Below are 26,886 nucleotides of genomic sequence, written 5' to 3'. Positions count from 1 at the left end.
GGGCCAGAAGGGCATCGAGTGGTGACCCCACCTCTCGCCGACGGTTGGGCGAGCGTGCGTGTTTGCACACGACACGCCGCGCAAGCGCAGCTGTTTGTGCACACTCGTGTCGGCGCGAGCGTGCGCAAGGTGCCGGGATTTCCCCGCGTGTCGTGTGCAAACACGCACGCTCGCGGGAAGAGGGCTCGCGCGTGAGCAGGTCAACGCCTGCAGTCGTGATCGCCGCACCATCGTCGGGTAGCGGAAAGACCACCGTCGCAACGGGTTTGATGGGAGCGCTGCGGCGGGCAGGACGGGCGGTCGCTCCGTTCAAGGTGGGCCCCGACTACATCGACCCCGGCTACCACGCGCTGGCCACGCTGCGGCCCGGCCGCAACCTCGACCCCGTCCTGATGGGTGAGCACCTGATCGGCCCGCTGTACCGGCACGGCAGCACCCGCGCCGACATCGCCGTCATCGAAGGCGTCATGGGTTTGTTCGACGGGCGCATCACCGAAGAAGCACGCAGTAGCGCGTTCGGTTCCACCGCCCACGTCGCGGGCCTGCTCGGCGCGCCGATCGTCCTCGTCGTCGACGCCCGAGGGCAGAGCCACAGCATCGCCGCACTGCTGCACGGTTTTTCGACGTTCGACTCGTCGGTGCGCGTCGCCGGGGTGATTCTCAACCGGGTCGGCTCGTTGCGCCACGAGGAGGTGTTGCGTCAGGCGTGTGAGCACGCCGGTGTGCCGGTGTTCGGGGCGATTCCACGCAGCGACGAATTGACCGTTCCCTCAAGGCATCTGGGTCTGGTGACCGCGGTCGAACACGGCGACAGGGCTCGAGCGGCGGTCGAGGCGATGACGGCACTGGTCGGACGCTACGTGGACCTGGTGGGTATCGCCGCGCTCGCCGAGAGCCGGGTCATCGACGACCCCTGGGACGCCGAGGAGGTGACGCCGGTCGGCGGTGATGCGACGGTCGCGCTGGCGTCGGGTAAAGCCTTCAGCTTCGGCTACGCCGAGCATCGCGAAGTGCTTGCCGCTGCGGGTGCCGAGGTCGTCGAGTTCGACCCGCTGACCGACCCCTTGCCGCCGGGCACCGACGCGCTCGTGTTGCCCGGCGGTTTTCCGGAGGAGTTCGTCGCCGAACTGTCGGCCAACGAGGTCGCCCGCACGCAGATTCGACGGCTGGCGGCATCGGGTGCGCCCGTGCACGCCGAGTGCGCGGGGCTGACCTATCTCGTCGACGACCTCGACGGCCACCCGATGTGTGGCGTGATCGCCGGTTCGGCCACGTTCACCGACCGACTCACACTCGGCTATCGCGAGGCGGTCGTGGTGGCGGACTCGCCCCTGCATTCGATCGGCGACCGCACCATGGGACACGAATTCCACCGCACCGCAGTCACATTCAAAGACGATTACGCGCCCGCATGGATCTTCGCCGGTCACGACATCGCGCGCAGACGCGACGGCGTCGTGGACGGCGCCGTGCACGCCGGTTACCTGCACACCCACCCCGCCGCGCACTCGCGGGCGATCAGCCGGTTCGTCGCCGTCGCCGCAACCTCTAAGCTCGCGCCGATGAGCCGCTCGCGAGAAGAGGATCGAAGCCAGTGACCGAGAACGCCTACCTCGTCGGTCTACGCCTGACCGGCAGGAAGGTTGTCGTCGTCGGCGGCGGCAGCGTGGCGCAGCGCCGACTGCCGCTCCTGGTCGCCAACGGCGCCGACGTCGTCGTCATCGCCCGCGAGGCCACCCCCGTGGTCGAGGCCATGGCCGGAATCACACTGCAGCTGCGTGAGTTTCGTCCCGGCGACCTCGAGGGTGCGTGGTATGCGATCGCGGCCACCGACGACCCGGCCGTCAACGCGGCCGTCGTCGCCGAGGCCGAGGACCGCCACATCTTCTGCGTCCGCGCCGACGTGGCCATCGAGGGCACCGCCGTCACCCCCGCGTCGTTCGAGTACGAGGGTTTGTCGGTCGGGGTGCTCGCCGGGGGCGAGCACCGGCGGGCGGCGGCGATCCGGTCGGCGATCCATGAAGCCATGCAGCAGGGGCTCATCGCACCGGACGAGTCGGCGACCACCGACGTCGTGCGCGGCGGCGTGGCGCTCGTCGGCGGGGGACCGGGCGATCCCGAGCTGATCACCGTCCGGGGGCGCCGGCTCCTGGCGCACGCCGACGTCGTCGTCGCCGACCGGCTCGCACCGCAGGAGCTTCTCGCCGAGATGCCCCCGCACGTCGAGGTCATCGACGCGTCGAAGATCCCTTACGGCCGGGCCATGGCCCAGGACGCGATCAACGGCCTGCTGATCGACCGCGCGAAGGAGGGCAAGTTCGTCGTGCGCCTCAAGGGCGGCGACCCGTTCGTGTTCGCGCGCGGCTACGAAGAGGTGATCGCGTGCGCCGAGGCCGGCATCCCGGTGACCGTCGTACCGGGTGTGACCAGCGCCATAGGCGTTCCCGCACTCGCGGGCGTGCCCGTCACGCACCGCCATGTCACGCATGAATTCGTGGTGGTCAGTGGGCATGTTGCGCCGGGGCACCCCGAATCGTTAGTGAATTGGAATGCCCTGGCCGCGCTCTCCGGCACGATCGTGTTGCTGATGGCGGTCGAGCGCATCGAACTTTTCGCCGAGGCCCTGCTGGCGGGCGGACGACCTGCGGATACACCGGTCCTGGTGGTCCAGCACGGTACGACGGCCGCGCAGCGGACTTTGCGCGCAACCCTCGCCGACGCCGCGGAACGCATCCGGGAAGACGGAATCCGGCCCCCCGCGATCATCGTGATCGGGCCCGTGGCCGCCTTCGGCGGTTAAAGGATTCTTAAGATTACTGTAAGGTAACCCGTATGACGGCTCTCAATGACGCAGAGCGTGCTGCCATGCGCCGTGACGCCGAGGGTGGGGCAAACCGAGCCTTTTCGACACGTTCCCAGAAGAGCGCTGTTCAGTCCGCGCGGGAGCAAATCGGCAGGTCCCCGACGTGGCTGCCGTCGCGGAGGTTCATCGCGGCGGTCATCGCGATCGGTGGCATGCAGTTGCTCGCGACCATGGACAGCACGGTCGCGATCGTCGCGCTTCCTAAGATTCAGGACGAGCTGAGCCTCTCCGACGCCGGCCGTAGCTGGGTCATCACCGCCTACGTGCTGACCTTCGGCGGACTGATGCTGCTCGGCGGTCGGCTCGGCGACACGATCGGGCGCAAGCGCACCTTCATCGTCGGCGTCGCGTTGTTCACCATCGCCTCGGTGCTGTGCGGCCTCGCGTGGAACGAGGCGACGCTGGTCACCGCACGGCTGCTGCAAGGCGTCGGCGCGGCCATCGCGTCACCCACCGCACTGGCGCTGATCGCGACCACGTTCCCCAAGGGCCCGGCCCGCAACGCGGCCACCGCGATCTTCGCCGCGATGACCGGTATCGGCTCGGTGATGGGTCTGATCGTCGGCGGCGCGCTCACCGAGGTGTCGTGGCGCTGGGCGTTCCTGATCAACGTGCCGATCGGCCTGGTGATGATCCACCTGGCCCGCAAGACGCTGCGCGAGACGAGCCGTGAGCGGCTCAAGCTTGACGCCGCGGGCGCGATCCTGGCGACGCTCGGCTGCACCGCGGCGGTGTTCGGCTTCTCGATGGGTCCCGAGCAGGGCTGGTTGTCGCCGGTCACGCTGGGCTCCGGCCTGGCCGCGGGTGTCGCGCTGCTCGCGTTCCTCTACGTCGAGCGCACCGCCGCCAACCCCGTCATGCCGTTCGACCTGTTCAAGGACCGCAACCGGGTCGCGACGTTCGCCGCGGTGTTCCTCGCCGGCGGCGTGATGTTCACGCTGACCGTGCTGATCGGCCTGTACGTGCAGGACATCATGGGTTACAGCCCGCTGCGGGCAGGTATCGGGTTCATTCCGTTCGTGATCGCGCTCGGGATCGGCCTGGGGCTGTCGTCGCAGCTGGTCCAGATGTTCCCGCCGCGGCTGCTGGTGATCGCCGGCGGCGTGCTGGTGCTGGGCGCGATGATCTACGGCTCCACGCTCGACGCGAACATCCCGTACTTCCCGAACCTGGTCCTGCCGATCACGATCGGCGGCCTGGGCATCGGAATGATCGTGGTGCCGCTGATGCTGTCGGCCATCGCCGGCGTCGGCTTCGACCAGATCGGCCCGGTGTCGGCCATCGCGCTGATGCTGCAGAACCTCGGCGGGCCCGTCGTGCTGGCGGTGATCCAGGCCGTGATCACGTCGCGCACGCTGTATCTGGGCGGCACCACCGGCCCGGTCAACGACATGAACGCCGCGCAGCTGCACGCGCTCGACCAGGGTTACACCTACGGGTTGCTCTGGGTCGCGGCCGTCGCGGTGATCGTGGGCGCCGCGGCGTTGTTCATCGGTTACACCGCGTCGCAGGTTGCGCATGCGCAGGAAGTCAAGGACGCGATCGATTCCGGAGAGCTTTAGCTCGACATCGAGCCGGGGAGAGCTTTAGCTCGGTTAGGGCCAGCCGCACCCGAGTACCTCTGAACCGCACTCGGTAGGGTGGCTGTCCATGTCTGCCGTCGGTGGTTCCTCCGAGTCGACGGACCGCCCCGTTCCGCCCGCGGCGCTGCCGCTCGCGAAGTCGGTTCTGGGCCCGGCGATCATCGCGATCACCGGCATGCAGCTCATGTCGACGCTCGACGGCACCATCGTGATCGTTGCGCTGCCTCGCATGCAGGCCGACTTGGGTCTCGCTGACGCCACCAAGAGCTGGGTCATCACCGCCTACGTCTTGGCGTTTGGCGGGCTGCTGCTGCTCGGCGGACGCGTCGGCGACGCGATCGGCCACAAGCGCGCCTTCCTGTCCGGCGTCGGGGTGTTCACCATCGCCTCGCTGGTGTGCGGGTTGGCCACCGACCCGGCCACGCTGATCGTCGCGAGGGCGGTGCAGGGCACCGGGGCGGCCGTCGCGGCGCCCACCGGCCTGGCGCTGATCGCGACGACATACGCGGTGGGTCAGGCGCGTAACCGCGCGCTGGCCATCTCCGCGGCTATGCAGGGCATCGGCTCGGTGCTCGGCCTGGTGCTCGGCGGTGCGCTGACCGTGATCTCGTGGCGGTTGGCGTTCCTGATCAACGTGCCGATCGGCATAGCCATCATCGCGATCGCGGTGTTCAAGCTCGCCGAAACCCACCACGAGCGGCTCAAACTCGACATCACCGGTGCGCTGCTGGCCACGCTGGGCTGCTCGTCGGCGGTGCTGGTGTTCACGCAGGGCCCGCCGCGGGGCTGGGTCGATCCGTTGGTGATCGGCGCCGCGGTCGCGTCGGCGGTGTTCTTCATCAGCTTCCTGCTCGTCGAACGCACCGCGCAGCACCCGATCGTGCCGTTCTCGGTGTTCGACAACCGCAACCGCGTGATGACGTTCGTCGCGCTGTTCCTCGCCGGCGGGGTGCTGTTGACGCTGACCGTGATGATCGGGCTGCTGGTGCAGGACGTCCTGGGCTACTCGGCGCTGCGGGCCGGAATCTGCTTCATCCCGTTCGCGCTGGCCTTCGGGGTCGGCACGGCGGTCGCGGCCCGGCTTGCCCCGCACGTCGCGCCTCGTTGGCTGATCCTCGGCGGCGGTCTGTTCGTGCTCGGCGCGATGCTCTACGGCTCGACGCTGGACCGCAGCATCCCGTACTTCCCCGACCTGTTCGCGCCGATCGTCGTGGGCGGCTTCGGCATCGGGGCCATCGCGGTGATCCTGCCGCTGTGCGCGATCGCGGGCGTCGGCCCGGGTGAGATCGGACCGGTCTCGTCGATCACGCTGATGGTCCAGAACCTCGGCGGCCCTTTGGTGCTGGTCGTGATCCAGGCCGTGCAGACGTCGCGCACGCTGTACCTCGGCGGCACCACGGGCCCGGTGAAGGACATGACGCCCGCCCAGCTCGACGCCCTCGGGTACGGCTACACCTACTCGCTGCTGTGGGTGGCCGGTGTCGCGGTGATGGTCGGGATCGCCGCATTCTTCATCGGCTTCTCGTCCCGCGAGATCGCCGCCGCGCAGCACACGAAGGAGGCGGTGGAGGCCGGCGAGCTGTAGCTCGGGTTCCGGCGGGGTAAGAGCGTAGCGATCGGGGGATCAGCACAGTCAGTAAGGTTGTCGGCTGTGATCACCCGCATGTCGGAGCTGTTTCTGCGCACTCTGCGCGACGACCCCGCCGACGCCGAAGTGCCCAGCCACAAACTGCTGATCCGCGCCGGTTACATCCGGCCCGTCGGACCCGGCCTCTACAGCTGGCTGCCGCTGGGGTTGCGGGTGCTGCGCAAAATCGAGAACGTCGTCCGGTCCGAGATGACCGGGATTGGCGGCCAGGAGATCCTTTTCCCGGCGCTGCTGCCCAAGGCCCCCTACGAGACGACGAACCGCTGGACCGAGTACGGCGACGGCGTGTTTCGGCTGCAGGACCGCCGCCGCAACGACTACATGCTGGGCCCCACCCACGAGGAGTTCTTCACGCTGACGGTGAAGGGGGAGTACAGCAGCTACAAGGATTTTCCGCTGCTGCTGTTCCAGATCCAGACCAAGTACCGCGACGAGGCGCGGCCGCGGGCCGGCATCCTGCGCGGCCGCGAGTTCGTCATGAAGGACTCGTACTCGTTCGACGTCGACGACGACGGCCTGCGCGCGCAGTACCTGGCGCACCGCGAGGCCTACCAACGGATCTTCGATCGGTTGGGTGTGCGCTACGTGATCGTGTCGGCGGTGTCGGGGGCGATGGGCGGCAGCGCATCAGAGGAGTTCCTGGCCGAAAGCGAGATCGGCGAGGACACGTTCGTGCGCTGTCTCGAATCCGGCTACGCCGCCAACGTCGAAGCGGTGACCACCGCGGTTCCGGAAGCCCTGCCGATCGACGGCCAGCCCGAGGCCAAGGTCTACGAGACCCCGGGCACCCCGACGATCGCGACGCTCGTCGACTGGGCCAACGCCACGCTGGACCGCACGGTCACCGCGGCCGACACCCTCAAGAACGTGATGCTCAAGACCCGCCTGCCCGGCGAAGACTGGGAGCTGCTGGGCGTCGGTGTGCCCGGTGACCGCGAGGTCGACGACAAACGGCTGGGCGCCGCGCTGGAACCGGCCGAGTACGCGTTGCTCGACGACGCCGACTTCGCCAAGCACCCGTTCCTGGCCAAGGGGTATATCGGCCCGAAAGCGTTGCTGGCCAACGGCGTTCGTTATCTGGTGGATCCGCGGGTGGTCGACGGCACGTCGTGGATCACCGGCGCGGACGAACCCGGTAAGCACGTCGTGGGCCTGGTCGCCGGACGCGACTTCGTCGCCGACGGCACGATCGAGGCCGCCGAGGTGCGCGACGGCGATCCGTCGCCGGACGGGGCCGGGCCGCTGGTGAGCGCGCGTGGCATCGAGATCGGCCACATCTTCCAGCTGGGCCGCAAGTACACCGACGCGTTCGAGGTCGACGTGCTCGGCGAGAACGGCAAACCGGTCCGGTTGACCATGGGGTCCTACGGCATCGGGGTGTCGCGGCTGGTCGCCGTCATCGCCGAACAACACCACGACGACATCGGCCTGCGCTGGCCGTCGGAGGTGTCCCCGTTCGACGTCCATCTCGTCATCGCGAACAAGGACGCCGCCGCCCGCGCCGGCGCCGAGGAGCTGGCCGGCGAGCTGGACCGGCGCGGCGTCGACGTGCTGTTCGACGACCGCACCGCCTCGCCGGGGGTGAAGTTCAAGGACGCCGAACTGCTCGGGGTGCCGTGGATCGTCGTGGTCGGCCGTGGCTGGGCCGACGGCGTCGTTGAGCTACGCAACCGGTTCAGCGGCGAGAAGCGCGAGATCGCGACCGACGGCGCGGTGGCGGACATCGCGGCCGCCGTGGCTCCCTCGAACGTGCGCTGAGCGCGAAAATCAGGTCGGAATCTCGACCTGAGCGCACACTCGGCGAGGAGCTACTCGCTGCCGCCCGGGAACGGCACCGTGACCGGCGTCGTGCCGAGCACCTGGCTCCAACGCGCCGCCGTCACCGCAGCTTGCGTCAGCGCCGCCACACCGAACGCGCGCTCCTGTTCGGAGGTGGCCTGCTCGACGACGGCGCGCCACGCGACGGCCGCGTCCTCCTCCATCCGGACCGCGAGTTTGGCGGCATCGGTGGGGGTCTCCACCTTCATCGGCAGCTGGTATCCCGCTGCGGGCAGCGGTCCGGCGATCGACCGGTCGCTCAGCATCTTCAGCCCGGCCTCGCGGCGTTCGCGGTGCTCGGCCATGGAATCCGACACTAGCTTGTTGTCCTCGGGCGTGGAATGCGCCGAGACGATGCCGTACCCGTAAATGGTCGCGTGCTCGGTCGCGATCGCGTCGTACAGCGCGCCGTCCGCCGCATCCGACGGCCGGCTGGGGGTGGGTTCCGCCGACGTCATCGCGTCTTCTCCGGTTCGGCGAGCGCGACTGTGTACGCGGCGGTGCAGGCCGCGGCGATCGACGCGAGCAGCCCGGCGCGGTAACCGTCGAGTTTGGCCGCGAGTTCGGTGGCGCTCGACGCCGACGCCCGCAGCGCGTTACGGGCATCCTTGACCGTCGGCGGCTTGGCGGGCTCGGCGGTGGTGCTGGTCGGCGTCGAGGTGGGCGCCTCCTCTCCGCGCAGCCGGACCAGTTCGTCAGACAACGCCTGTGCGTGGGCCGCGCGCTCGGCCGCCACCGCCGTCAGGGCCTGGGCGACGCTGCCCCGCTCGTTGGCGGCGGCGTCGGTAGCCAGCTGGCTGTCGGCGCGCGCCCGGTCGAGCTGCGCGGCGAGTTCGTCGACTTCCGGCGGTGGGGGCGGGGAGCCGCAGGCCGCTGCGGTCGCGCCCACCAGCGCCAATGCCGCGGCCGAGGCCAAAAGGCGTCTCCTGCTGATGGTCGGCGGGGGGCTCGGCACGAGCAACATCTTGCCATTGCGCCGTATCCGCATCGGCGTTCGTTTGGCGTTTACCGCGGCGGTGCTGGCGTATCGTGGAGTGTCGGTTCCAAGGTGTGTCGCCGGGGATCGTGTCCGGACAACTCAAGACGAGGAGCTCGCCGTGACGGAGCATTCTGCGGGATTGCCGTCGCAGAAAGAGGTGATCGAGCTACTCGACGGCGAGTTCGCGCGCGCCGGTTACGAAATCGAGGACGTCATCGTCGACCCGGCCGCGCGTCCGCCGCGAATCACGGTGGTGGCCGACGGGGACGACGGCCTCGACCTCGAATCGATCGCCCAACTGTCCCGAACCGCCTCCACGCTGCTCGACGAACTCGACACCCGGTCGGCGCCCTACGTACTCGAGGTCACCTCGCCCGGGGTGGACCGGCCGCTGACCACCGAGAAGCACTTCCGGCGAGCGCACGGTCGCAAAGTCGAGCTGACGCTGTCCGACGGCACCCAACTGACCGGCCGAATCGGCGAAACCTGCGACGGCGTGGTGCGTCTGGTGGTTCGGGCCGGCCGGCAGGCCAACTTCTCCGTACGTGAGCTGCCGCTGGACGGCATCTCGAAAGCTGTTGTGCAAGTTGAATTCTCGCCTCCCAATCCGCGAGAGCTGGAGCTGGTCGGCCAATCTGGGAAGGAGGCTTCGGCGTGAACATCGACATGGCCGCGCTGCATGCCATCGAGGTCGACCGCGGGATTCCGGTGGGCGAACTCGTCGAAACCATCAAATCCGCACTGCTGACCGCCTATCGGCACACCGAAGGGCACGCCGCCGAGGCCCGCATCGAGATCGACCGCAAGACCGGCGAGGTCAAGGTCATCGCGTCCGAGCTGGACGAGGACGGCAACACGATCAGCGAATGGGACGACACCCCAGAGGGTTTCGGCCGCGTCGCCGCGACGACGGCACGCCAGGTCATGCTGCAGAGGTTCCGCGACGCCGAGAACGAGAAGACCTACGGCGAGTTCTCCGCCCGCGAGGGCGACATCGTCGGCGGGGTGATTCAGCGCGACGCGCGGGCCAACGCCCGTGGGCTGGTCGTCGTCCGGATGGGCAGCGAGACCAAGGGTTCCGAAGGCGTCATCCCCGCGGCCGAGCAGGTGCCCGGTGAACGCTACGAACACGGTGATCGGCTGCGCTGCTACGTCGTCGGCGTCAGCCGCGGTGCGCGTGAACCGCTGATCACGCTGTCGCGCACGCACCCGAATCTGGTGCGCAAGCTGTTCTCGCTGGAGGTGCCCGAGATCGCCGAGGGCTCCGTCGAGATCGTGGCCGTTGCCAGGGAGGCCGGTCACCGCTCCAAGATCGCGGTCACCTCGCGGGTGCCGGGCCTCAACGCCAAGGGTGCGTGCATCGGACCGATGGGTCAGCGGGTGCGCAACGTGATGAGTGAGCTGTCGGGTGAGAAGATCGACATCATCGACTACGACCCCGACCCGGCGAAGTTCGTCGCCAATGCGCTCTCACCGGCCAAGGTGGTCTCGGTGGCCGTCATCGACGAGGCCGCACGCGCCGCCCGCGTCGTCGTACCCGACTTCCAGCTGTCGCTGGCCATCGGCAAGGAGGGGCAGAACGCCCGGCTGGCGGCCCGGCTCACCGGCTGGCGCATCGACATCCGCAGCGACGCGCCGCCCGCGGGTGCGGCCGAGCCCGATCAGGACGCGGCCCGCGGTGCCGTGGGGGACCGGTAAGCGCCGACGGCGCACGTGTCCACGCCGACCAGCGCAGCCATTTCAAATACCAGCGGCAGTGACGGTAGACTCACCTGTGATCCAGCGCGAGACTTCGGCTTCGGCGCAACGACGCAGCCCCGACGAACCTGTCGGACCGGTGCGGACCTGCGTAGGTTGCCGGAAACGAGAGCTGGCCGTCGAACTGCTTCGGGTGGTCGCTGTCGGCAACGTCGATGGGGCTGGGAATTCTCTCAGCACCCTGACCGTTGACCGGGCGAGAAAGCTGCCGGGGCGGGGTGCGTGGCTGCATCCCACTCCACAGTGCCTCGAGGCAGCGATTCGGCGGCGAGCGTTCGGTCGAGCGCTGCGCATCACCGGTTCACCGGACGTATCCGCGGTGATCGAGTATGTCGGCACTGTGAGCAGTGCGGACCCGCCCGACCTCCCGGCAACAGAACAGGTAGCGAAGAACATGAGCACACCGTGAAGTCCCGATGACCATGCGTCATAGCTAACCCGAGGCGCGGCGCCTACCACCGCTGACGCCTCTAGAGATGGAGATGTAGTGGCAGGTAAGGCCCGTGTACACGAGTTGGCCAAGGAACTCGGTGTCACCAGCAAGGAAGTTCTCGCTCGTCTGAGCGAACAGGGCGAATTCGTCAAATCCGCGTCCTCCACGGTGGAGGCCCCGGTCGCGCGCCGGCTGCGCGAATCCTTCGGCGGCGGGAAACCGGCCGCGGAGAAGGTCAAAGCCGACGGAAACGGGTCGGCGGCGAAACCCGGTACCACGGCGGCCACACCGGCCGCGCCCGCCAAGGCCCCCACCCCCCAGGAGCCCGCGAAGGCTCCCGCACCCAAGCCTGCTGCGCCCGCCGCCGAGGCTCCGCCCGTCGCGCCTCCCGCGGCGGCCGCCCCTCCGGCCACGCCCGCTGCGCCTGCGGCACGTCCCGGCCCGCGCCCGGGCCCGTCGCCGAGCGCGCCCAAGCCCGCTCCGCGCGTCCCGCGCGTCGGCAACAACCCGTTCTCGACCCAGCAGCCGGTGGATCGCCCGATCCCGCGGCCGCAAGGTCCTCGGCCCGGCCCCGGTGGGCCGCGGCCCGGCACCCCGCGCCCGGGGATGTCCCCGAGCAACATGCCTCAGCGTCCCGCCGGCCCGCGGCCCCCGCGTCCCGGTGGCGGTCCGCGCCCCGGCCCCGGCGGCGGTCCCCGTCCCGGTGCGGGTCAGGGCGGTCGTCCCGGTGCCGGCGGTGGTGGCGGCGGCGGTAACTACCGCGGCGGTGGCGGCGGCGGTCCGGCCGGCGGTGGCTTCCGCGGTCGTGGCGGCGGTCGGCCCGGCCAGCGCGGCGGTGCTGCCGGTGCGTTCGGTCGTCCCGGCGGTGCGCCCAAGCGCGGTCGTAAGTCGAAGAGGGCGAAACGCGCCGAATACGAGAACATGCAGGCGCCCGTCGTCGGTGGCGTTCGCCTGCCGCACGGCAACGGCGAGACCATCCGGCTCGCCCGCGGCGCCTCGCTGAGCGACTTCGCCGAGAAGATCGACGCCAACCCCGCCTCACTGGTGCAGGCGTTGTTCAACCTCGGCGAGATGGTCACCGCGACGCAGTCCGTCGGCGACGACACCCTCGAGCTTCTCGGCAGCGAGATGAACTACAAGGTTCAGGTCGTCTCGCCAGAGGACGAGGACCGCGAGCTGCTGGAGTCGTTCGACCTCACCTACGGCGAGGACGAGGGCGGCGAAGAGGACCTCGAGCAGCGGCCGCCGGTCGTCACGGTCATGGGCCACGTCGACCACGGCAAGACCCGACTGCTGGACACGATCCGCAACGCCACCGTCCGCGAGGGCGAGGCGGGCGGCATCACCCAGCACATCGGCGCTTACCAGGTCGAGGTCGATCTCGACGGCACGCCGCGACCGATCACGTTCATCGACACCCCGGGCCACGAGGCGTTCACCGCCATGCGTGCCCGCGGTGCCAAGGCCACCGACATTGCGATCCTCGTGGTGGCGGCCGACGACGGCGTCATGCCTCAGACGGTGGAGGCGCTCAACCACGCGCAGGCGGCCGAGGTGCCGATCGTGGTGGCGGTCAACAAGATCGACAAGGAAGGCGCGGATCCGGCCAAGATCCGCGGGCAGCTCACCGAGTACGGCCTCATCCCCGAGGAGTACGGCGGCGACACGATGTTCGTCGACATCTCGGCCAAGGCGGGCACCAATATCGAGGCGCTGCTCGAGGCGGTCGTCCTGACCGCCGACGCATCGCTGGACCTGCGGGCCAACCCCGACATGGAGGCCCAGGGTGTGGCGATCGAGGCGCACCTCGACCGCGGTCGAGGCCCGGTGGCGACCGTGCTCATCCAGCGCGGCACGCTGCGGGTCGGCGACTCGGTGGTGGCCGGCGACGCGTACGGACGTGTCCGGCGCATGGTCGACGAGCACGGTGACGACGTCGCCGAGGCGCTGCCGTCGCGGCCCGTCCAGGTCGTCGGCTTCACATCGGTGCCCGGCGCAGGTGACAACTTCCTCGTCGTCGACGAAGACCGCATCGCGCGGCAGATCGCGGACCGGCGCAGCGCCCGCAAGCGCAACGCCCTGGCCGCCCGCAGCCGCAAGCGGATCAGCCTCGAGGACCTGGATTCGGCGCTGAAGGAAACCAGCCAGCTGAACCTGATCCTCAAGGGCGACAACGCCGGTACGGTCGAGGCGCTCGAGGAGGCCCTGCTGGGCATCCAGGTCGACGACGAGGTCGAGCTGCGTGTCATCGACCGCGGCGTCGGTGGCGTCACCGAGACCAACGTCAACCTGGCGTCGGCCTCGGACGCGATCATCATCGGCTTCAACGTCCGCGCCGAGGGCAAGGCCACCGAACTGGCCAACCGTGAAGGTGTGGAGATCCGCTACTACTCGGTGATCTACCAGGCCATCGACGAGATCGAGAGCGCGCTCAAGGGCATGCTCAAGCCGATCTACGAGGAGAAGGAGCTCGGCCGCGCCGAGATCCGCGCGATCTTCCGGTCGTCGAAGGTCGGCAACATCGCCGGCTGCCTCGTCCAGTCGGGGATCATGCGGCGCAACGCGAAGGCCCGGCTGCTGCGCGACAACGTCGTGGTGGCCGAGAACCTCACCGTGTCGTCGCTGCGCCGGGAGAAGGACGACGTCACCGAGGTCCGCGAGGGCTACGAATGCGGTCTGACGCTGACGTACTCCGACATCAAGGAAGGCGACGTCATCGAGACGTACGAGCTCGTTGAGAAGGAGCGCACCTAGGGTGGGCGATGAGCGCTTGCGCGAAGAGCAGAAATGAGTGACCCCGCACGGGCGAAGCGACTGGCCAAACGCATTTCCACCATCGTCGCCTCGGCGATCGAATACGAGATCAAGGATCCTCGGCTGGCCGGGGTGACGATCACCGACGCCAAGGTCACCAACGACCTACACGACGCGACGCTGTTCTACACGGTGCTCGGCGCGTCGCTGTCCGAGGAGCCGGACTTCGACGCGGCCGCGGCTGGGCTGGAGAAGGCAAAGGGTGTGCTGCGCTCGAAGGTCGGCGCGAGCCTGGGTGTGCGGTTCACACCCACGCTCGCTTTCGAGCGTGACACCGTGCCCGACGCGGCGGTGAAGATGGAGGAACTGCTGGCTCGCGCCCGCGCCGCGGATGAGGAATTGGCGCGAGTTCGGCAAGGTGCCAAGCACGCAGGCGATGCGGACCCGTACCGTGTCACTGAGATGGAGGGCGAGGCAGCAGCCGGGGGGCCTGACGACTCTGAGGACATCGGTGACCGCGATCGACAAGACGACTGACGCTCCGGAAGTGGGAGATCGGGTCAACGCCCGGCGCGCAGCCGAACTGCTCTCGGCGGCCGGCTCGATCGGGGTCGTGTGCCACGTCTATCCCGACGCCGACACGATAGGCGCAGGTCTGGCGTTGGCTCTGGTGCTCGACCAGGTCGGCAAGAGCGTTCAGGTGAGCTTCGCCGCGCCGGAGAAACTGCCCGAATCGCTGCAGTCGCTGCCCGGCGGTCACCTGCTCGTCGGCCCCGACGAGATGCGGCGCGACCCCGATCTGGTGGTCACGGTCGACATCCCCAGCGTCAACCGGCTCGGGGTGCTGCGCGGTCTGGTCGACGACCGCCGCGAGGTGCTGGTGATCGACCACCACGCCTCCAACCGGCTGTTCGGCACCGCCAACTTCGTCGACGCCTCGGCCGACTCCACCACGATGCTGGTGGCCGACCTGCTCGACGCGTGGGACAAGCCGATCGACATCGGCGTCGCGCACTGCCTGTACGCGGGGCTGACCACCGACACCGGTTCGTTCCGCTGGGCCACCCCGCGCGCGCATCGGCTGGCGGCGCGCCTCGTCGAACTCGGCGTGGACAACGCCGGCATCAGCCGGACCCTGCTCGACACCCACCCGTTCGCGTGGCTGCCGATGCTGTCACGGGTGTTGTCCTCGGCGCAGCTGCTGCCCGAGGCCGCCGACGGCCGGGGTCTGGTGTACGCGGTCGTCGACCACCGGGAGTGGGTCAACGCCCGGCCCGAGGAAGTCGAGAGCATCGTCGACATCGTGCGCACCACGCAGGAGGCCGAGGTCGCCGCGGTGTTCAAGGAGATCGAGCCGGGCCACTGGTCGGTGTCGATGCGGGCCAAGTCCTATGACCTGTCGCCGGTCGCGAGTGGGTTCGGCGGTGGCGGTCACCGCCTGGCAGCCGGATATTCGGCCACCGGGTCCACCGAGGACGTGGTGAAGGCGTTGCGCGCGGCCCTTGGCTGAGCCCGGGACGGAGCCGCCGGACGCTCCGGTGACCGGCCGCCGCATCGCTGGGCTGGCCCTGCCCGCGCTCGGAGTGCTGGCCGCCGAACCGATCTATCTGCTGTTCGATCTCGCGGTGGTCGGCCGCCTGGGCGCGCTGGCGTTGGCCGGGTTGGCGATCGGCGCGCTGGTCCTTTCCACGCTGAGCTCGCAGATGACTTTCCTGGCCTACGGCACCACCGCGCGCTCGGCGCGGTTCTTCGGCGCCGGCGACCGCGCGGCCGCGGTCGGTGAGGGCGTGCAGGCGACCTGGCTCGCGCTGGGATTGGGTGCGGTGATCGTCGCCGCCGTACAGGTGTTCGCGGTGCCGCTGGTGTCGGCGTTGGCGGGGGCGTCCGACGGAGGAGAGATCGCCGACGAGGCGCTGCCGTGGGTGCGCATCGCGATCGTCGGCGTGCCCGCGATCCTGGTGTCGGCGGCGGGCAACGGGTGGATGCGCGGAGTCCAGGACACGGCGCGGCCGTTGCGGTTCGTCGTGTTCGGGTTCGCGGTGTCGGCGGTGCTGTGTCCGCTGCTGGTGTACGGCTGGCTCGGTATGCCGCGGCTCGGGTTGCCGGGTTCGGCCGTCGCGAACCTCGTGGGGCAGTGGCTGGCCGCGCTGCTGTTCTGTCGCGCGCTGCTGATCGAACGGGTGCCGCTGCGGTTGCATCCCGAGGTGTTGCGCGCGCAGGTGGTGATGGGTCGCGATCTGGTGTTGCGGACGCTGGCGTTCCAGGCCTGTTTCGTCTCGGCGGGCGCCGTCGCCGCCCGGTTCGGGGCGGCCGCCGTCGCCGCGCACCAGGTCGTGCTGCAGTTGTGGAATTTCCTTGCGCTGGTGCTGGATTCGTTGGCGATCGCGGCTCAGTCGCTGGTGGGCGCCGCGCTGGGTGCGGGGCAGTTGGCGCACGCGAAGTCGGTGGCGTGGCGGGTCACCATCTTCTCCGCGTTGGCCTCTGCGGTGCTGTCCATCGTGTTCGCGGTCGGTGCGTCGGTGTTCCCGAGCGTGTTCACCGACGACCGCTCGGTGCTCGATGCGATCGGGGTGCCGTGGTGGTTCATGGTGGCCCAATTGCCGGTCGCCGGAATCGTGTTCGCGCTCGACGGGGTGCTACTGGGCGCCGGCGACGCGAAGTTCATGCGCAACGCGACGCTGACCAGCGCGCTGGTCGGCTTCCTGCCGTTGATCTGGCTGTCGCTGGCGTTCGGGTGGGGATTGCTGGGGATCTGGGCCGGGCTGTCGACGTTCATGGTGCTGCGGCTGGCGTTCGTCGGCTGGCGTGCGTTCTCGGGCCGCTGGCTGGTGCCCGGCACGGCCTGATCCCTCCTCACCTTTGGCGAGCGTGCGTGTTTGCACACGACACGCCGCGACATCAGGGCACTTTGCGCACGCTCGACGCGGTGTGAGCGTGCGTTAAGCCTGGGTCCGCGCGATCGCGGCCCAGCCGAACTCCGTCGTCTTCACCTGCACATCGCCGAACCCGGCCGCTGCCAACCGATCCGGCAATGACGTCGGGTCGACGGGGTTGTAGGTGTCACCCTCATGCGCGACGGCCAACTCGTCGCTGCCGAGACTGTCGCTGGCGACCAGCGCCGCCCCCGGCCGCAGCACACGGGCGACCTCGGCGAACAGCTTGTCCTGCAGTTCGGCGGTCGGGACGTGGTGCAGCATCGTGAAACACGCTGCGCCGGTGAAGCGGTCGTCGTCGTAGGACAACGCCGTCGCGTCACCGCGCACGATCTCGACCGTCGGGACGCCGGCGAAGCGATCGGTCAGCATCGCCGCGAGTTCGTCGTCGATCTCCACCGACGTCAGCCGGCCCACCGACTCGCTCAGCACGTCGGTGGTGGCGCCGTAGCCGGGGCCCACCTCGATGACGTCGTCGCCGAGGTCGACCTCACCCAACGCCCACGGCAGGATCACCTCGCGGATCAGCTGCCGCCATTCGTCGCTGCCGCAGTACTCATGCGCTTCGTTCACGCTCGCAGCCTATGAGGCTGCACAAACCGCTGTAAATGGGCGGCGTGTCGCGTGCAGACACGCACGTCCCCAGCTGACGCGTCGGCCCACGCGCCACAACGGGTCAGCGGACTTGGGAGCGGCCTCGCTGCAGGACGGCGTCGCGGTTGGCGGCGATGTCGTCGCCGCTGGCCGAGCGCATCCACTCGCGCGCCGACGCCGCCTCGATCCACAATCCCTCGTTGGTCTGCGCCTCGTCGATGCGGTGGTACGACGCGAGCAGCGCACGCACGGCGCGCTGATTGTTGCCGACGATCGAGGCCGCGACCTGTCGGGCCGTCGGCATCAGCTCGGGGTGTGGCACCACCTGGGTGACCAGCCCGGTCCGCAGCGCCTCCTCGGCCGACAGGTAATCCCCGGTCAGGCTCATACGTCGCGCCATCCCGACGCCGACCTTCTGGGGCAGCCGCACCGACAGTCCCCACGTCGGCAACAGCCCCACCCGGGCGTGGGTGTCGGCGAACCGTGCCTGCTCGGAGGCGATCAGCACGTCGCAGTACAGGGCGATCTCCAGGCCACCCGTGACCGCCGCGCCGTTGATCGCGCCGATCACCGGCTTGGACATCGGCGGCCACTTCGGCGAGATGTCGGGCAGCTCGGTGGTGTCGCCCAATTCTTTGAGGTCCAGCCCGGCGCAGAACACCGGGTCGGCGCCGGTGACGATCACGACGTCGACATCGTCGTCGGCCTGCGCCTCGCCCAGGGCCCGGTAGAACTGCCTGCGCAGTTCGGCCGACAGCGCGTTGCGCGACTGCGGCCGGTTGAGGGTCAGCGTGCGCACACGATCTTGGGTCTCGATGAGCAGGATGTCGTCAGTCACCCGACGAACCTATCGTGGAGCCATGTGCCGAAACATCACCGAGCTCCGTGGGCTCGAACCAGCGGCGACCGACGAAGAGATCGAGGCCGCTGCGCGGCAGTACATCCGCAAGGTCAGCGGCATCACCCGGCCGACCGCGGCCAACGCCGATGCTTTCGAGGCCGCCGTAGCCGAGGTCACCGCAACCACTCAGCGGCTGCTGTCGTCGCTGCCGCCCCGGCGCCAGCCACCAAAGACGGTTCCGCCGCTGCGTCGGCCCGAGGTGAGGGCGCGCATCGAAGCGGCGGCCAAGACGTAGCGCGATGACGACGACGCTGACGCAGCCCGCGCTCAAGGAGTGGAGCGCCGCGGTGCATGCGCTGCTGGACGGCAGGCAGACCGTGCTGCTGCGCAAGGGCGGCATTCACGAGAAGCGGTTCGCGGTCACCGCCTCGCGATTCCTGCTGTTCCCGACGGTCGCGCACAGCCACGCCGAACGCGTGCGCACCGAGCACCGCGACCTGTTCGACGCTGCGGCCGCCGACAGCACCGACGACGCGGTGGTGATCCGCGCCGGCGCCCGCGTCGTCGCGGCGGTCGAGGTCAACCGCCCGGAGGCACTCGAACAGATTGCGCCACTGCATATCTGGACCGACGAGTCGGTGCGTGCCGACCGTCTCGACTTCCGGCCGAAGCACCGGCTCACCGCGCTCGTCGTGCAGGCCAGCCCGCTGGTGCGACCCCTGCGACTCGAACGGACCCCCGAGTACGCGGGCTGCACGAGCTGGGTGCAGCTGCCGGTCGACCCGCAATGGGCACCGCCGGTGCACGACGACGCCACACTGGGCGAGATCGCCTCGCGCGTCAGTGATTCGGTGGGCTGACCGCTCAGCCGGCCGGCGGCTGCGGTCCGGCCGGCAGGATCAGCCGCGACGCGCCACCACCGAGATGCACCGTATGGGTGGCCGACGCGAGCTTGGTACCCGTCCCGAGTGATTCGCCCGTACCGAGGTTGCGGGCGAACCGGGGATGCGACCCACCCGCCACGAGCACCCGGATCCGCGAACCGGCGCGGAACCGGTGGGCGATCGGATCGAGTTCGATGCGCACCTGGCCGGAATCCGATGCAGCGCAGACGTAACCGTCACTCACGTTCCGTGAGCGTCCCTTCGCGTCGACCTCGCTCACGCGCACGAACAGGTCGTTGTAGGGGTTGTCGCACGTATGCGACAGCTCCACGACCGGAACGCCGACCACGTACTTGTCCGCGGGCAGGCGGTCGCCGGTGAAGCTCAACACGTCGGCCCGCTGGGCGAGGCTGGTGTCCTTGCGGTACCCGCCCTCCGGTGACAGCAGGCGACCGCCGACGGTCGGCGTCGGATTGGCCGGGTTGTAGGTGAAGGTCGACGGCGCGGCGGTCTCCGGCGGAACGGCGTCGCCGAGGCGGCCGCCCGGTTGCAGGTACCGCACCACCTCCGGCATCGCGGGTGGCCAGTCCGGCAGGTCGATCCAGCCCCGACCGTTGATGTGAATCCGCACCGGCTGGCGGCGCGTGCTCTCGGCGCCGGACAGATGCGTGTCCAGCCAGTCCAGCGTCTGGCGGATCGCGGTGGGTGCGGCCTTGGTCATCAGCTGAGTGTGGATCCACGGGCCGACGGTCAGGCCGACCTCGACGCCGCGCTCGCGCAACCGCCGGTACTGGGCCATGGTCTGTTCCAGGAAGAGGTCCTGCCATCCGCTGATCAGCAGCACCGGCACGTCGGCGGTCTCCATGGCGCGGCGCAGGTTCAGCATCGTCCAGAACGGATCGTCGGCGTCGGGGTGGTCGAGCCACGATTCCCACCACGGCGCGCCGGAGCCCAGCAACGCCCGACCGGACTCACCGGCGGGTAGCCGATTCATCGCGCGGGTGAGTCGGCGCCGCGACCGCATCTGCCGCACCAGCGCCCGCACCCGGCTCCGATCCTCCTGGTAGGCCACCAGATGGCTCCAGCCGAGGAAGTCGCTCAGCGCGAAGGAGCCGGGACCCCAGCGCGGCCCGCTCACGTCGTGCGGACCGACCGTGATCACCGCGGCCTTCATCTCCGGCGGCGGGTCGGTGAGCAGCGCCCACTGGGTGAAGCCGAGATACGACAGCCCGATCGTGGCGAACGAGCCGGTGAACCAGTCCTGATTGCGCAGCCACTCGACGGTGTCGGCGCCGTCGGCGGCCTCGTTGACCATCGGATCGAATTCGCCGCCCGATCCGTAGGTGCCGCGCACGCTCTGCAACAGCACGTGGTAACCGCGCGCGGCGTAGACGCGGCCGTAGAGGGCGGCGAAGGGGAAGTCCCGGCCGTAGGGGCAGCGGACCAGCAGCGTGCCCGCCGGATCGGGCGTGGAGGGCGCATAGTGATCGGCGCGCAGCTCGACACCGTCGCGCATCGGCACCCGGACCTTGTGGACCGTGAAGTCGGTGGTGTGCGGTGGCAGCCGCAGCAGCCTAGAGACGGTGCGTCCGGTGAGCTTCTTGACCTTCGAACGTGATGCCGGCCGGGCGGCGACGGAGGATGCGGTCACGACACGAGGCTACGCAGAACCGATGCCGCCCCGGCCGATCGCCCGCGTGACCTCCGTCATCAGCCAGTCGATCGCGGCGGTCGCGGCCGCGCCGTCGAGGCCCCACACGGCGACCAGGCGCTCGTAGGTTGCCGGGCTCCACAGCACGTCGAGCAGGGCCGCGGCCGCGCGCCGTTGCCCCTCGGGCAGATCCGGTGACGCCGAGGTCACCGCCCGCAGCAGCGCGTCGCGGCGGCGGACGTCTGAGCTCACGAATGCCGGGTCCACCGGCGCGGGTGCGCTGTTCTCGACCGAGAAGCGTTGCAGCGACGCGAAAACCCGCGCCGTGACCTCTCCGAGGTTCCCCAGCGTGACGTCGTCATAGGACACCCCGGCTTCGGCCTCGAGCCGCTGCATCACGGCGTTGTGCAGCTGCCGTTCGGTCGGAAAGTGCCGGTACACCGTGCGCTCGCCGACCCCGGCCCGTGCGGCGACGGCCTTGAACGTCAGCCCACGCCAGTCCCACGTGTCGAACTCGTGCACCAGCGCGCTGCCCGCGGCGACGATGCGTTCGCGCGTCTGCGCGGCCTTTCGCCTGCGGACGCTGTTGTCATAGGTGCGCGTTGACGGACCGGCCATAATGGTGGCAGTGTACTGTCACCAATTCGTTTCCGGGCATCGCGGGCGGGAGGTGCAGCGTGGCATCCGTCGGGGATCTGATGGCCACGGCCGTCGACCGCACCGGACTCGACGACTTCGGCGACGACGCGTTCCGGGAGGGTCTGGAGATTCTCGTGCGCGCGCTGCGCGACGAAGCCCGGCTGAACAGTCGCGGCGAGGACTTCGTCTACGGCCGTATCGGGTTGCACCTGTCGCAGCGCCTCCAGGTCGAGGACTGGTACCGCCGGCATCCCGAGATCGACGACGAGCAGGTCCGTTCGCCGCTGTTCGGGCTCGGCCTGCCGAGGACCGGGTCGACGGCGTTGTCGTTTCTGCTCGCGCAGGATCCCGGCATCCGGTACCTGCGTAGCTGGGAGTCGGCGCAGCCGTGCCCGCCGCCGTCGACCGTGCACGGCGACGATCCGCGCATCCCGCCCGATCAACGGCCCGTCCTGGTGGGCACCCGCCCCCATGTGCCCACCGACGTCCGCGGTCCGATGGAATGCCTCGACCTGATGGCGCTCGATTTCAAGTCCCAGATCTTCCAGGCGTATGCGCAGATCCCCAGCTACTCGCAATGGCTCTGCGACAGAGCTGATTTCACGTCGACATACCGTTACGAGCGTCGTGTGCTCAAGCTACTCCAGTGGGGCGAACCGACCCGGCCGTGGCGGCTCAAGTCGCCCGCACACGTGCTTTCACTGGACTACCTCGACCGCGTGTTCCCTGACGCCCGTTTCGTCATGACGCACCGCGACCCGACCGACGTGTTGCTCTCGGTCGTCGACGTCTACGCCGACATCGTCGGTGGATTCACCGACCACCTCGATCGCCGCTACCTCGGCGAGCTGAATGTCACGCAGTGGTCGACGGGTGTCGCGCGGGTGATGACGTTCCGGGACAGGGCCGCAGAGCGGTTCTACGACATCGACTTTCGTGCCATGCAGACCGATCCGATCGGTGAGGTGAAGCGGTTGTACGGCTGGCTCGGTGAGCCGGTGACCGAACAGTTCGAGGCCGGTATGCGGGCGTGGTGGGCTCACAACGCCGAGAAGCGGGAGCCGCACCCGAAGGCCGATCCGGAGGCATTCGGCCTCGACGACAGCGTGATCCGGCCCTTGTTCGCCGACTACGTTGCTGCCTACTCGGGACCACTGCAACGGGAAAAGGGAAGCGCGCCATGACGATCGACCTGACGGGCGGCATCGACCCGGTGAGGGAGCACATGTTCACCGAGCCGCCGCAGGACCCCGAGATGCGGGATTCGGTGAGCTTCTGGGTGTTCGATGACCGCGGTGAGGTCGGCCTGCCCAGGATCGGAATCGAGGCCGTCGCATCCAACTGGGACGCCCACGGGATCCAGGTCAACCTGGCGTTCGCCGAGGGCCGCGTGTACCGGTTGCGAGCCGACGGGCCGAGCAAGCCGGTCGCGGGCCGTGACGGGAAGCCCACGGTGCTCGGCGCGGGTCCGCTGGCGTTCGAGTGCGTGGCGCCGTTCGACACGTGGGCGGTGATGTTCGACGGCCAGGCCGTCCAGACGTCGTCGGAGGCGCTGGCCGCCGGTGACAAGGGCGGGCCGCTGGTCGACGTGCGGTTCGAGGTCGAGGCGAAAATGGCGGTGCCGCCGTGGATCCAGGGGGCGATGCAGGAAGACGCGGCGAACCAGTTGAAGACGACGGTGGTCGGCGATCTGATGGGCGGTGCACGCTATGAGCAGCTGTTCCGCGCTGAGGGTGTCGTCGAGGTCGACGGGCGTCGGCATGCCTTCTCCGGCAGCGGGCTTCGCATCCGCCGACAGGGTGTCCGCCGACTGGAGGGGTTCTGGGGGCATTGTTGGCAGTCGGCGTTGTTCGGCAGCGGCCGAGCGTTCGGCTACATCGCGTACCCGCCGCGGCCCGACGGGCAACCGAACTACAACGAGGGCTATGTCCACCTCGGTGAAGGGCTGATTGCCGCCCGCGTCGTCGAGGCGCCGTGGCTGCGCCGGCTGCGGCCGCGCGGCGAGGACGTGTCGCTGGTGCTGGAAACGGCCCGCGGGACCGTGCGCATCGAGGGGGAGACGCTGTTGTCCACCCACGACATCACGGATCCCGCCGAGATCCCCGCCGAACAGCTCGCGAAGATGGCGAACTGGACGTTTCCGGCGCTGCAGCAGGCCGCGGTGCGCTACCGCTGGGACGGCGAGGAGACGATCGGGATGCTGGAGCGCTCGAGTCCGATGGACCGCATCGGCCCCTAGAACACGTAGTGCGGGATCAGGTCGTGGGCGCGCTGCAGGTTGGTCTGCATGCAGTCGGGAGCCGGATTGGAGTAGATCGGAGAGTAGAACAACGACTGCTGCAGCACGCCGTAACTGGTGTCGAAGGCGATCATGCAGGTGATCCACCACCGGTTGTTCCAGTCGGTCGGCTTCATCACCCAGTACTGCGCGGCGCGGTGGCCGTCGATGTCGAGCTGGACCGCGTCGGCGGGCAGCGTCTGCTCATAGGTGCGCCACACGATCGCCTCGACAGCCAACTGGTAGTTGCCCGCGTCGTATCGGCAGCGCAGCTGGTCCTCCGGCGTCGGCGGGGTGAACGCCAGGCCCATCGCCTGAATCGCGTCGAGCGGGATCTGCTTGCACGGATTGAACGGTGCGGGGTCGGTCGTCTCGATGACGGGCCACTTGATCGACGTCGTGACATTCGTCATCGGAATGTCGTCGACATCCACCCGCGGGGCGCCCGCCGGATTGGCCTGCCACACCACCATCACCGCAGCGATCAGTGCGCACAGCGCCGAGACCAAGCGCAGCTTGGCGAGCATCTCACCCCTTTGTTCGTCGGTCCGACCCTGCGGGGAGTGTAGCGGGCCGCTCGCAGCGGCCGAAGAGGAAACGAGAACCTGTTCTAGTTGCCGGGCGAGCCGCGGGCATCCGGTTAAGTACCCTGGTCAGTTGTGACACGCGACGGCCGACGACCCACCCTGTGGGCGATCAGCGACCTGCACACGGGTCACACCGGCAACAAACCCGTGACCGAGTCGCTGCACCCGGCTTCCCCGGACGACTGGCTGATTGTCGCCGGCGACGTCGCCGAGCGCACCGACGAGATCCGGTGGGCGCTGGATCTGCTGCGCAAGCGGTTCGCCAAGGTGATCTGGATTCCGGGCAACCACGAGCTGTGGACCACCAACCGGGACCCGATGCAGATCTTCGGCAAGGCGCGCTACGACTACCTGGTCAACATGTGCGACGAGATGGGCATCATCACGCCCGAGCATCCGTTTCCGGTGTGGACCGAGGAGGGCGGCCCGGCCACGATCGTGCCGATGTTCCTGCTCTACGACTACACCTTCCTGCCCGAGGGCGCGGCCACCAAGGCGGAGGGGTTGGCCATCGCGCGCGAACGCAACGTCGTCGGCACCGACGAATTCCTGCTGTCCGCCGAGCCGTACGCCACCCGCGACGCATGGTGCCGCGACCGGGTGACCTACACCCGCAAGCGGCTCGAGGACCTGGACTGGATGACGCCGACGGTGCTCGTCAACCACTTCCCGATGGTGCGCGAACCCTGCGACGCGATGTTCTATCCGGAGTTCTCGCTGTGGTGCGGCACCACCGCCACCGCCGACTGGCACACCCGCTACAACGCGGTGTGCTCGGTCTACGGGCACCTGCACATCCCGCGCACCACGTGGTACGACGGCGTGCGGTTCGAGGAGGTGTCGGTCGGATATCCGCGAGAGTGGCGGCGCCACAAGCCTTATCGCTGGATGCGGCAGATCCTGCCGGACCCGCAGTATCCGCCCGGGTACCTCAACGAGTTCGGTGGACACTTCCAGATCACCCAGGAGATGCGGGAGAACGCGCAGAAGATGCAGCAGCGGATACGCGACAGGCAGTTCTCGCGATGACGGTGGCCGCTTCACTGCTGTCCGGAGTGCTTCCGGCGACGACGTCCGGGTTGGCCGCCGCCGAGGTCTACCTCGATCCGCCCGACCTCGCGCCGCTGCCCGAAGAGGAGCCGCTGATCGCCAAGTCGGTGGCCAAACGCCGCAACGAATTCATCACCGTGCGGTACTGCGCGCGGCAGGCGCTCTCCGAGATCGGCATCGAACCGGTGCCGATCCTGAAGGGGGAGAAGGGCGAACCATGCTGGCCCGACGGCGTCGTCGGTTCCCTGACGCACTGTGAGGGGTACCGCGGCGCGGTGGTCGGCCGACAGGCCGAAGTCCGATCGGTCGGCATCGACGCCGAACCGCACGGTGTGCTGCCCGACGGTGTGCTCGACGCGATCAGCCTGCCCGTCGAGCGGAGCGAGCTCAAGCAACTGCCCGCGGGCCTGCACTGGGACCGAATCCTGTTCTGCGCCAAGGAGGCGACGTACAAGGCGTGGTTTCCGCTGACCCACCGCTGGCTGGGTTTCGAAGACGCGCACATCGCCTTCGACGTCGACGACAGCGGCACCTCAGGCGAATTCGTCTCGCGCATCCTGATCGATCCGGCGGCGATGCACGGACCTCCCCTGGAAACCCTGACCGGCCGGTGGTCGGTCCGCGACGGGTTGGCGCTGACCGCGATCGTGCTATGACCGAGGCGGGTCTGATCATCGTCGACAAACCCGCGGGCATGACGAGCCACGACGTCGTCGGCCGTTGTCGCCGTTTCTTCGGCACCCGCAAGGTCGGGCACGCCGGGACCCTCGACCCGATGGCGACCGGCGTGCTGGTCGTCGGAATCGAACGCGCCACCAAGATCCTCGGACTGTTGACGGCGACGGACAAGGCGTACGCCGCGACCATCCGGCTCGGTCAGACCACATCCACGGAGGACGCCGAAGGCGAAGTCCTGCAGGAGGTTTCGGCCGACGCCGTCACCGCCGCGCAGATCGAGGCGGCGGTGGCCCCGTTGCGCGGTGAGATCGATCAGGTGCCGTCGGCGGTGAGCGCGATCAAGGTCGGCGGGCAGCGTGCCTACAAGCTCGCGCGCGAGGGGCAGGCCGTCGAGTTGGCGGCCCGCCGCGTCCGCATCGACCGCTTCGCCGTGCTCGACGTCCGCCGCCACCCCGGCGTGGTCGACGTTGACGTCGAGGTGGAGTGCTCCAGCGGCACATACATCCGCGCGCTCGCCCGCGATGTCGGCGCCGCGCTCGGCGTCGGCGGGCACCTCACGGCGTTGCGCCGCACCAGGGTCGGCGGGTTCGGGTTGACCGAGGCTCGCACGCTCGACGAGCTGGCCGAAACCCCGCGGCTGTCCTACAGCCTCGACAAGGCCTGCCTGATGGCGTTCCCGTGCCGCGACCTCACGCCCGCCGAAGCCGAGGACACCCGCCACGGCCGGCCGCTGAAACCGGCCGGCATCGACGGCATCTACGCCGCGACGGCCCCCGACGGTCACGTCATCGCGTTGCTCGAAGATCGGTCGGCGCGCACGAAGTCGGTCGTCGTGCTGCGCCCCGCGACGCTGTGAGCCGACACCTCGCGGCGCGGCGCGGTGTGAAACCGCAGATCCGGAGGGGGAGTACTGCT

The 26,886-nt window shown here is 69.2% G+C and carries 26 protein-coding genes; 19 read left to right on the top strand and 7 right to left on the bottom strand.

What is annotated here, in order from left to right:
* The first annotated feature begins 191 nt into the window (after positions 1 to 191).
* From A5752_RS22100 to A5752_RS22080, 5 genes are all read left to right on the top strand, one after another.
* Complete coding sequence (locus A5752_RS22100; RefSeq protein ID WP_067090186.1) at positions 192 to 1,598, top strand: cobyrinic acid a,c-diamide synthase CobB; 1,407 nt, start codon at positions 192 to 194, stop codon at positions 1,596 to 1,598.
* Positions 1,595 to 2,800, top strand: a complete 1,206-nt coding sequence (cobA, locus tag A5752_RS22095; protein ID WP_067090183.1) for a uroporphyrinogen-III C-methyltransferase — start codon at positions 1,595 to 1,597, stop codon at positions 2,798 to 2,800. The genes A5752_RS22100 and cobA overlap by 4 nt, the downstream gene beginning before the upstream one ends.
* Positions 2,801 to 2,832: 32 nt before the next feature.
* Positions 2,833 to 4,425, top strand: coding sequence for an MFS transporter (locus A5752_RS22090; protein ID WP_067090180.1), 1,593 nt, complete (start codon positions 2,833 to 2,835; stop codon positions 4,423 to 4,425).
* 88 nt (positions 4,426 to 4,513) lie between these two features.
* Positions 4,514 to 6,031: an MFS transporter gene (locus A5752_RS22085; RefSeq protein WP_067090176.1), complete on the top strand. Its 1,518-nt coding sequence runs from the start codon at positions 4,514 to 4,516 to the stop codon at positions 6,029 to 6,031.
* Between the two features lie 66 nt (positions 6,032 to 6,097).
* A complete protein-coding gene (locus A5752_RS22080) occupies positions 6,098 to 7,852 on the top strand; it encodes a proline--tRNA ligase (RefSeq protein WP_067090174.1) in 1,755 nt (584 codons plus the stop codon).
* Between the two features lie 50 nt (positions 7,853 to 7,902).
* Here A5752_RS22080 and A5752_RS22075 read toward each other — a convergent pair whose 3' ends face one another.
* A complete protein-coding gene (locus tag A5752_RS22075; protein WP_067090171.1) occupies positions 7,903 to 8,370 on the bottom strand; it encodes a ferritin-like domain-containing protein in 468 nt (155 codons plus the stop codon).
* Positions 8,367 to 8,876 carry a hypothetical protein gene (locus A5752_RS22070; protein ID WP_156614093.1) on the bottom strand — a complete coding sequence of 170 codons (510 nt, stop codon included), beginning with the start codon at positions 8,874 to 8,876 and terminating at the stop codon, positions 8,367 to 8,369. The genes A5752_RS22075 and A5752_RS22070 overlap by 4 nt, the downstream gene beginning before the upstream one ends.
* A gap of 133 nt (positions 8,877 to 9,009) precedes the next feature.
* Here A5752_RS22070 and rimP point away from each other — a divergent pair, with 133 nt between their 5' ends.
* From rimP to A5752_RS22040, 7 genes are all read left to right on the top strand, one after another.
* Positions 9,010 to 9,549, top strand: a complete 540-nt coding sequence (gene rimP / locus A5752_RS22065) for a ribosome maturation factor RimP (protein ID WP_067090168.1) — start codon at positions 9,010 to 9,012, stop codon at positions 9,547 to 9,549.
* Complete coding sequence (gene nusA, locus A5752_RS22060) at positions 9,546 to 10,589, top strand: transcription termination factor NusA (protein ID WP_067090166.1); 1,044 nt, start codon at positions 9,546 to 9,548, stop codon at positions 10,587 to 10,589. Before rimP ends, nusA begins: the two co-directional genes overlap by 4 nt.
* Complete coding sequence (locus A5752_RS27245; RefSeq protein ID WP_502686774.1) at positions 10,537 to 11,058, top strand: YlxR family protein; 522 nt, start codon at positions 10,537 to 10,539, stop codon at positions 11,056 to 11,058. Before nusA ends, A5752_RS27245 begins: the two co-directional genes overlap by 53 nt.
* 78 nt (positions 11,059 to 11,136) lie before the next feature.
* Positions 11,137 to 13,836, top strand: a complete 2,700-nt coding sequence (gene infB, locus A5752_RS22055; RefSeq protein ID WP_067090164.1) for a translation initiation factor IF-2 — start codon at positions 11,137 to 11,139, stop codon at positions 13,834 to 13,836.
* 33 nt (positions 13,837 to 13,869) lie between these two features.
* Complete coding sequence (gene rbfA / locus A5752_RS22050; protein ID WP_067090162.1) at positions 13,870 to 14,373, top strand: 30S ribosome-binding factor RbfA; 504 nt, start codon at positions 13,870 to 13,872, stop codon at positions 14,371 to 14,373.
* On the top strand, positions 14,348 to 15,346 hold the full coding sequence (locus A5752_RS22045; protein ID WP_067090159.1) for a DHH family phosphoesterase: 999 nt from the start codon (positions 14,348 to 14,350) through the stop codon (positions 15,344 to 15,346). The genes rbfA and A5752_RS22045 overlap by 26 nt, the downstream gene beginning before the upstream one ends.
* 28 nt (positions 15,347 to 15,374) lie before the next feature.
* The gene (locus tag A5752_RS22040; RefSeq protein WP_197500700.1) at positions 15,375 to 16,682 is read left to right on the top strand and encodes an MATE family efflux transporter; all 1,308 of its coding nucleotides are present in this window, start codon (positions 15,375 to 15,377) and stop codon (positions 16,680 to 16,682) included.
* 93 nt (positions 16,683 to 16,775) lie between these two features.
* Here the strand turns inward: A5752_RS22040 and A5752_RS22035 are convergent, their stop codons facing one another.
* Complete coding sequence (locus A5752_RS22035) at positions 16,776 to 17,342, bottom strand: class I SAM-dependent methyltransferase (RefSeq protein ID WP_067090153.1); 567 nt, start codon at positions 17,340 to 17,342, stop codon at positions 16,776 to 16,778.
* 103 nt (positions 17,343 to 17,445) lie between these two features.
* Entirely contained in the window at positions 17,446 to 18,201 is a 756-nt protein-coding gene (locus tag A5752_RS22030; RefSeq protein ID WP_067090150.1) for an enoyl-CoA hydratase, read from the bottom strand.
* A 22-nt stretch (positions 18,202 to 18,223) separates the two neighbouring features.
* Between A5752_RS22030 and A5752_RS22025 the strand changes: the two genes are divergently transcribed.
* Positions 18,224 to 18,499 (top strand): DUF2277 domain-containing protein, encoded by a 276-nt coding sequence (locus tag A5752_RS22025; protein WP_067090148.1) that lies wholly within the window; start codon positions 18,224 to 18,226, stop codon positions 18,497 to 18,499.
* Positions 18,500 to 18,503: 4 nt separating this feature from the next.
* Positions 18,504 to 19,064, top strand: a complete 561-nt coding sequence (locus tag A5752_RS22020; RefSeq protein WP_067090145.1) for a DUF1802 family protein — start codon at positions 18,504 to 18,506, stop codon at positions 19,062 to 19,064.
* 4 nt (positions 19,065 to 19,068) lie between these two features.
* Here A5752_RS22020 and A5752_RS22015 read toward each other — a convergent pair whose 3' ends face one another.
* Together A5752_RS22015 and A5752_RS22010 are read right to left on the bottom strand one after the other, a co-directional pair.
* Complete coding sequence (locus tag A5752_RS22015) at positions 19,069 to 20,739, bottom strand: CocE/NonD family hydrolase (RefSeq protein ID WP_067090143.1); 1,671 nt, start codon at positions 20,737 to 20,739, stop codon at positions 19,069 to 19,071.
* 9 nt (positions 20,740 to 20,748) lie between these two features.
* Complete coding sequence (locus A5752_RS22010; RefSeq protein ID WP_067090141.1) at positions 20,749 to 21,357, bottom strand: TetR/AcrR family transcriptional regulator; 609 nt, start codon at positions 21,355 to 21,357, stop codon at positions 20,749 to 20,751.
* A 59-nt stretch (positions 21,358 to 21,416) separates the two neighbouring features.
* Here A5752_RS22010 and A5752_RS22005 point away from each other — a divergent pair, with 59 nt between their 5' ends.
* Together A5752_RS22005 and A5752_RS22000 are read left to right on the top strand one after the other, a co-directional pair.
* Positions 21,417 to 22,562, top strand: a complete 1,146-nt coding sequence (locus A5752_RS22005; protein ID WP_067090139.1) for a sulfotransferase family protein — start codon at positions 21,417 to 21,419, stop codon at positions 22,560 to 22,562.
* Positions 22,559 to 23,617, top strand: a complete 1,059-nt coding sequence (locus A5752_RS22000; protein WP_067090136.1) for a DUF7064 domain-containing protein — start codon at positions 22,559 to 22,561, stop codon at positions 23,615 to 23,617. The genes A5752_RS22005 and A5752_RS22000 overlap by 4 nt, the downstream gene beginning before the upstream one ends.
* Here A5752_RS22000 and A5752_RS21995 read toward each other — a convergent pair.
* Positions 23,614 to 24,183 (bottom strand): DUF3558 domain-containing protein, encoded by a 570-nt coding sequence (locus A5752_RS21995; RefSeq protein ID WP_067090134.1) that lies wholly within the window; start codon positions 24,181 to 24,183, stop codon positions 23,614 to 23,616. The two genes, A5752_RS22000 and A5752_RS21995, sit on opposite strands and share 4 nt — an antisense overlap.
* A 132-nt stretch (positions 24,184 to 24,315) precedes the next feature.
* On the opposite strand from A5752_RS21995, the gene pptH reads away from it, so the two are divergent.
* The 3 genes from pptH to truB are packed head-to-tail and all read left to right on the top strand — an operon-like array spanning position 24,316 to position 26,827.
* Entirely contained in the window at positions 24,316 to 25,272 is a 957-nt protein-coding gene (pptH, locus tag A5752_RS21990; protein WP_067090131.1) for an ACP phosphodiesterase PptH, read from the top strand.
* Entirely contained in the window at positions 25,269 to 25,949 is a 681-nt protein-coding gene (gene pptT, locus A5752_RS21985) for a 4'-phosphopantetheinyl transferase PptT (RefSeq protein WP_067090128.1), read from the top strand. The genes pptH and pptT overlap by 4 nt, the downstream gene beginning before the upstream one ends.
* The gene (gene truB, locus A5752_RS21980) at positions 25,946 to 26,827 is read left to right on the top strand and encodes a tRNA pseudouridine(55) synthase TruB (RefSeq protein WP_067090127.1); all 882 of its coding nucleotides are present in this window, start codon (positions 25,946 to 25,948) and stop codon (positions 26,825 to 26,827) included. The genes pptT and truB overlap by 4 nt, the downstream gene beginning before the upstream one ends.
* The last annotated feature ends 59 nt before the right edge of the window (positions 26,828 to 26,886 follow it).

It is taken from the genome of Mycobacterium sp. 852002-51961_SCH5331710 (assembly GCF_001665535.1).
In the GTDB taxonomy this organism is placed as follows: Bacteria; Actinomycetota; Actinomycetes; order Mycobacteriales; family Mycobacteriaceae; genus Mycobacterium.
Note: the sequence above shows the minus strand (reverse complement) of the source record. Positions and strands in the feature narration are given on the sequence as shown.

Bases quoted from the DNA above. Each gene is read 5' to 3' on its own strand.
- pptT (WP_067090128.1), top strand. From the start codon at position 25,269: ATGACGGTGGCCGCTTCACTGCTGTCCGGAGTGCTTCCGGCGACGACG.
- A5752_RS22090 (WP_067090180.1), top strand. From the start codon at position 2,833: ATGACGGCTCTCAATGACGCAGAGCGTGCTGCCATGCGCCGTGACGCC.
- rbfA (WP_067090162.1), top strand. From the start codon at position 13,870: ATGAGTGACCCCGCACGGGCGAAGCGACTGGCCAAACGCATTTCCACC.
- A5752_RS22020 (WP_067090145.1), top strand. From the start codon at position 18,504: ATGACGACGACGCTGACGCAGCCCGCGCTCAAGGAGTGGAGCGCCGCG.
- A5752_RS21995 (WP_067090134.1), bottom strand. From the start codon at position 24,183: ATGCTCGCCAAGCTGCGCTTGGTCTCGGCGCTGTGCGCACTGATCGCT.
- A5752_RS22075 (WP_067090171.1), bottom strand. From the start codon at position 8,370: ATGACGTCGGCGGAACCCACCCCCAGCCGGCCGTCGGATGCGGCGGAC.
- A5752_RS22025 (WP_067090148.1), top strand. From the start codon at position 18,224: ATGTGCCGAAACATCACCGAGCTCCGTGGGCTCGAACCAGCGGCGACC.
- A5752_RS22010 (WP_067090141.1), bottom strand. From the start codon at position 21,357: ATGGCCGGTCCGTCAACGCGCACCTATGACAACAGCGTCCGCAGGCGA.
- A5752_RS22000 (WP_067090136.1), top strand. From the start codon at position 22,559: ATGACGATCGACCTGACGGGCGGCATCGACCCGGTGAGGGAGCACATG.
- A5752_RS22085 (WP_067090176.1), top strand. From the start codon at position 4,514: ATGTCTGCCGTCGGTGGTTCCTCCGAGTCGACGGACCGCCCCGTTCCG.
- truB (WP_067090127.1), top strand. From the start codon at position 25,946: ATGACCGAGGCGGGTCTGATCATCGTCGACAAACCCGCGGGCATGACG.
- A5752_RS22070 (WP_156614093.1), bottom strand. From the start codon at position 8,876: ATGTTGCTCGTGCCGAGCCCCCCGCCGACCATCAGCAGGAGACGCCTT.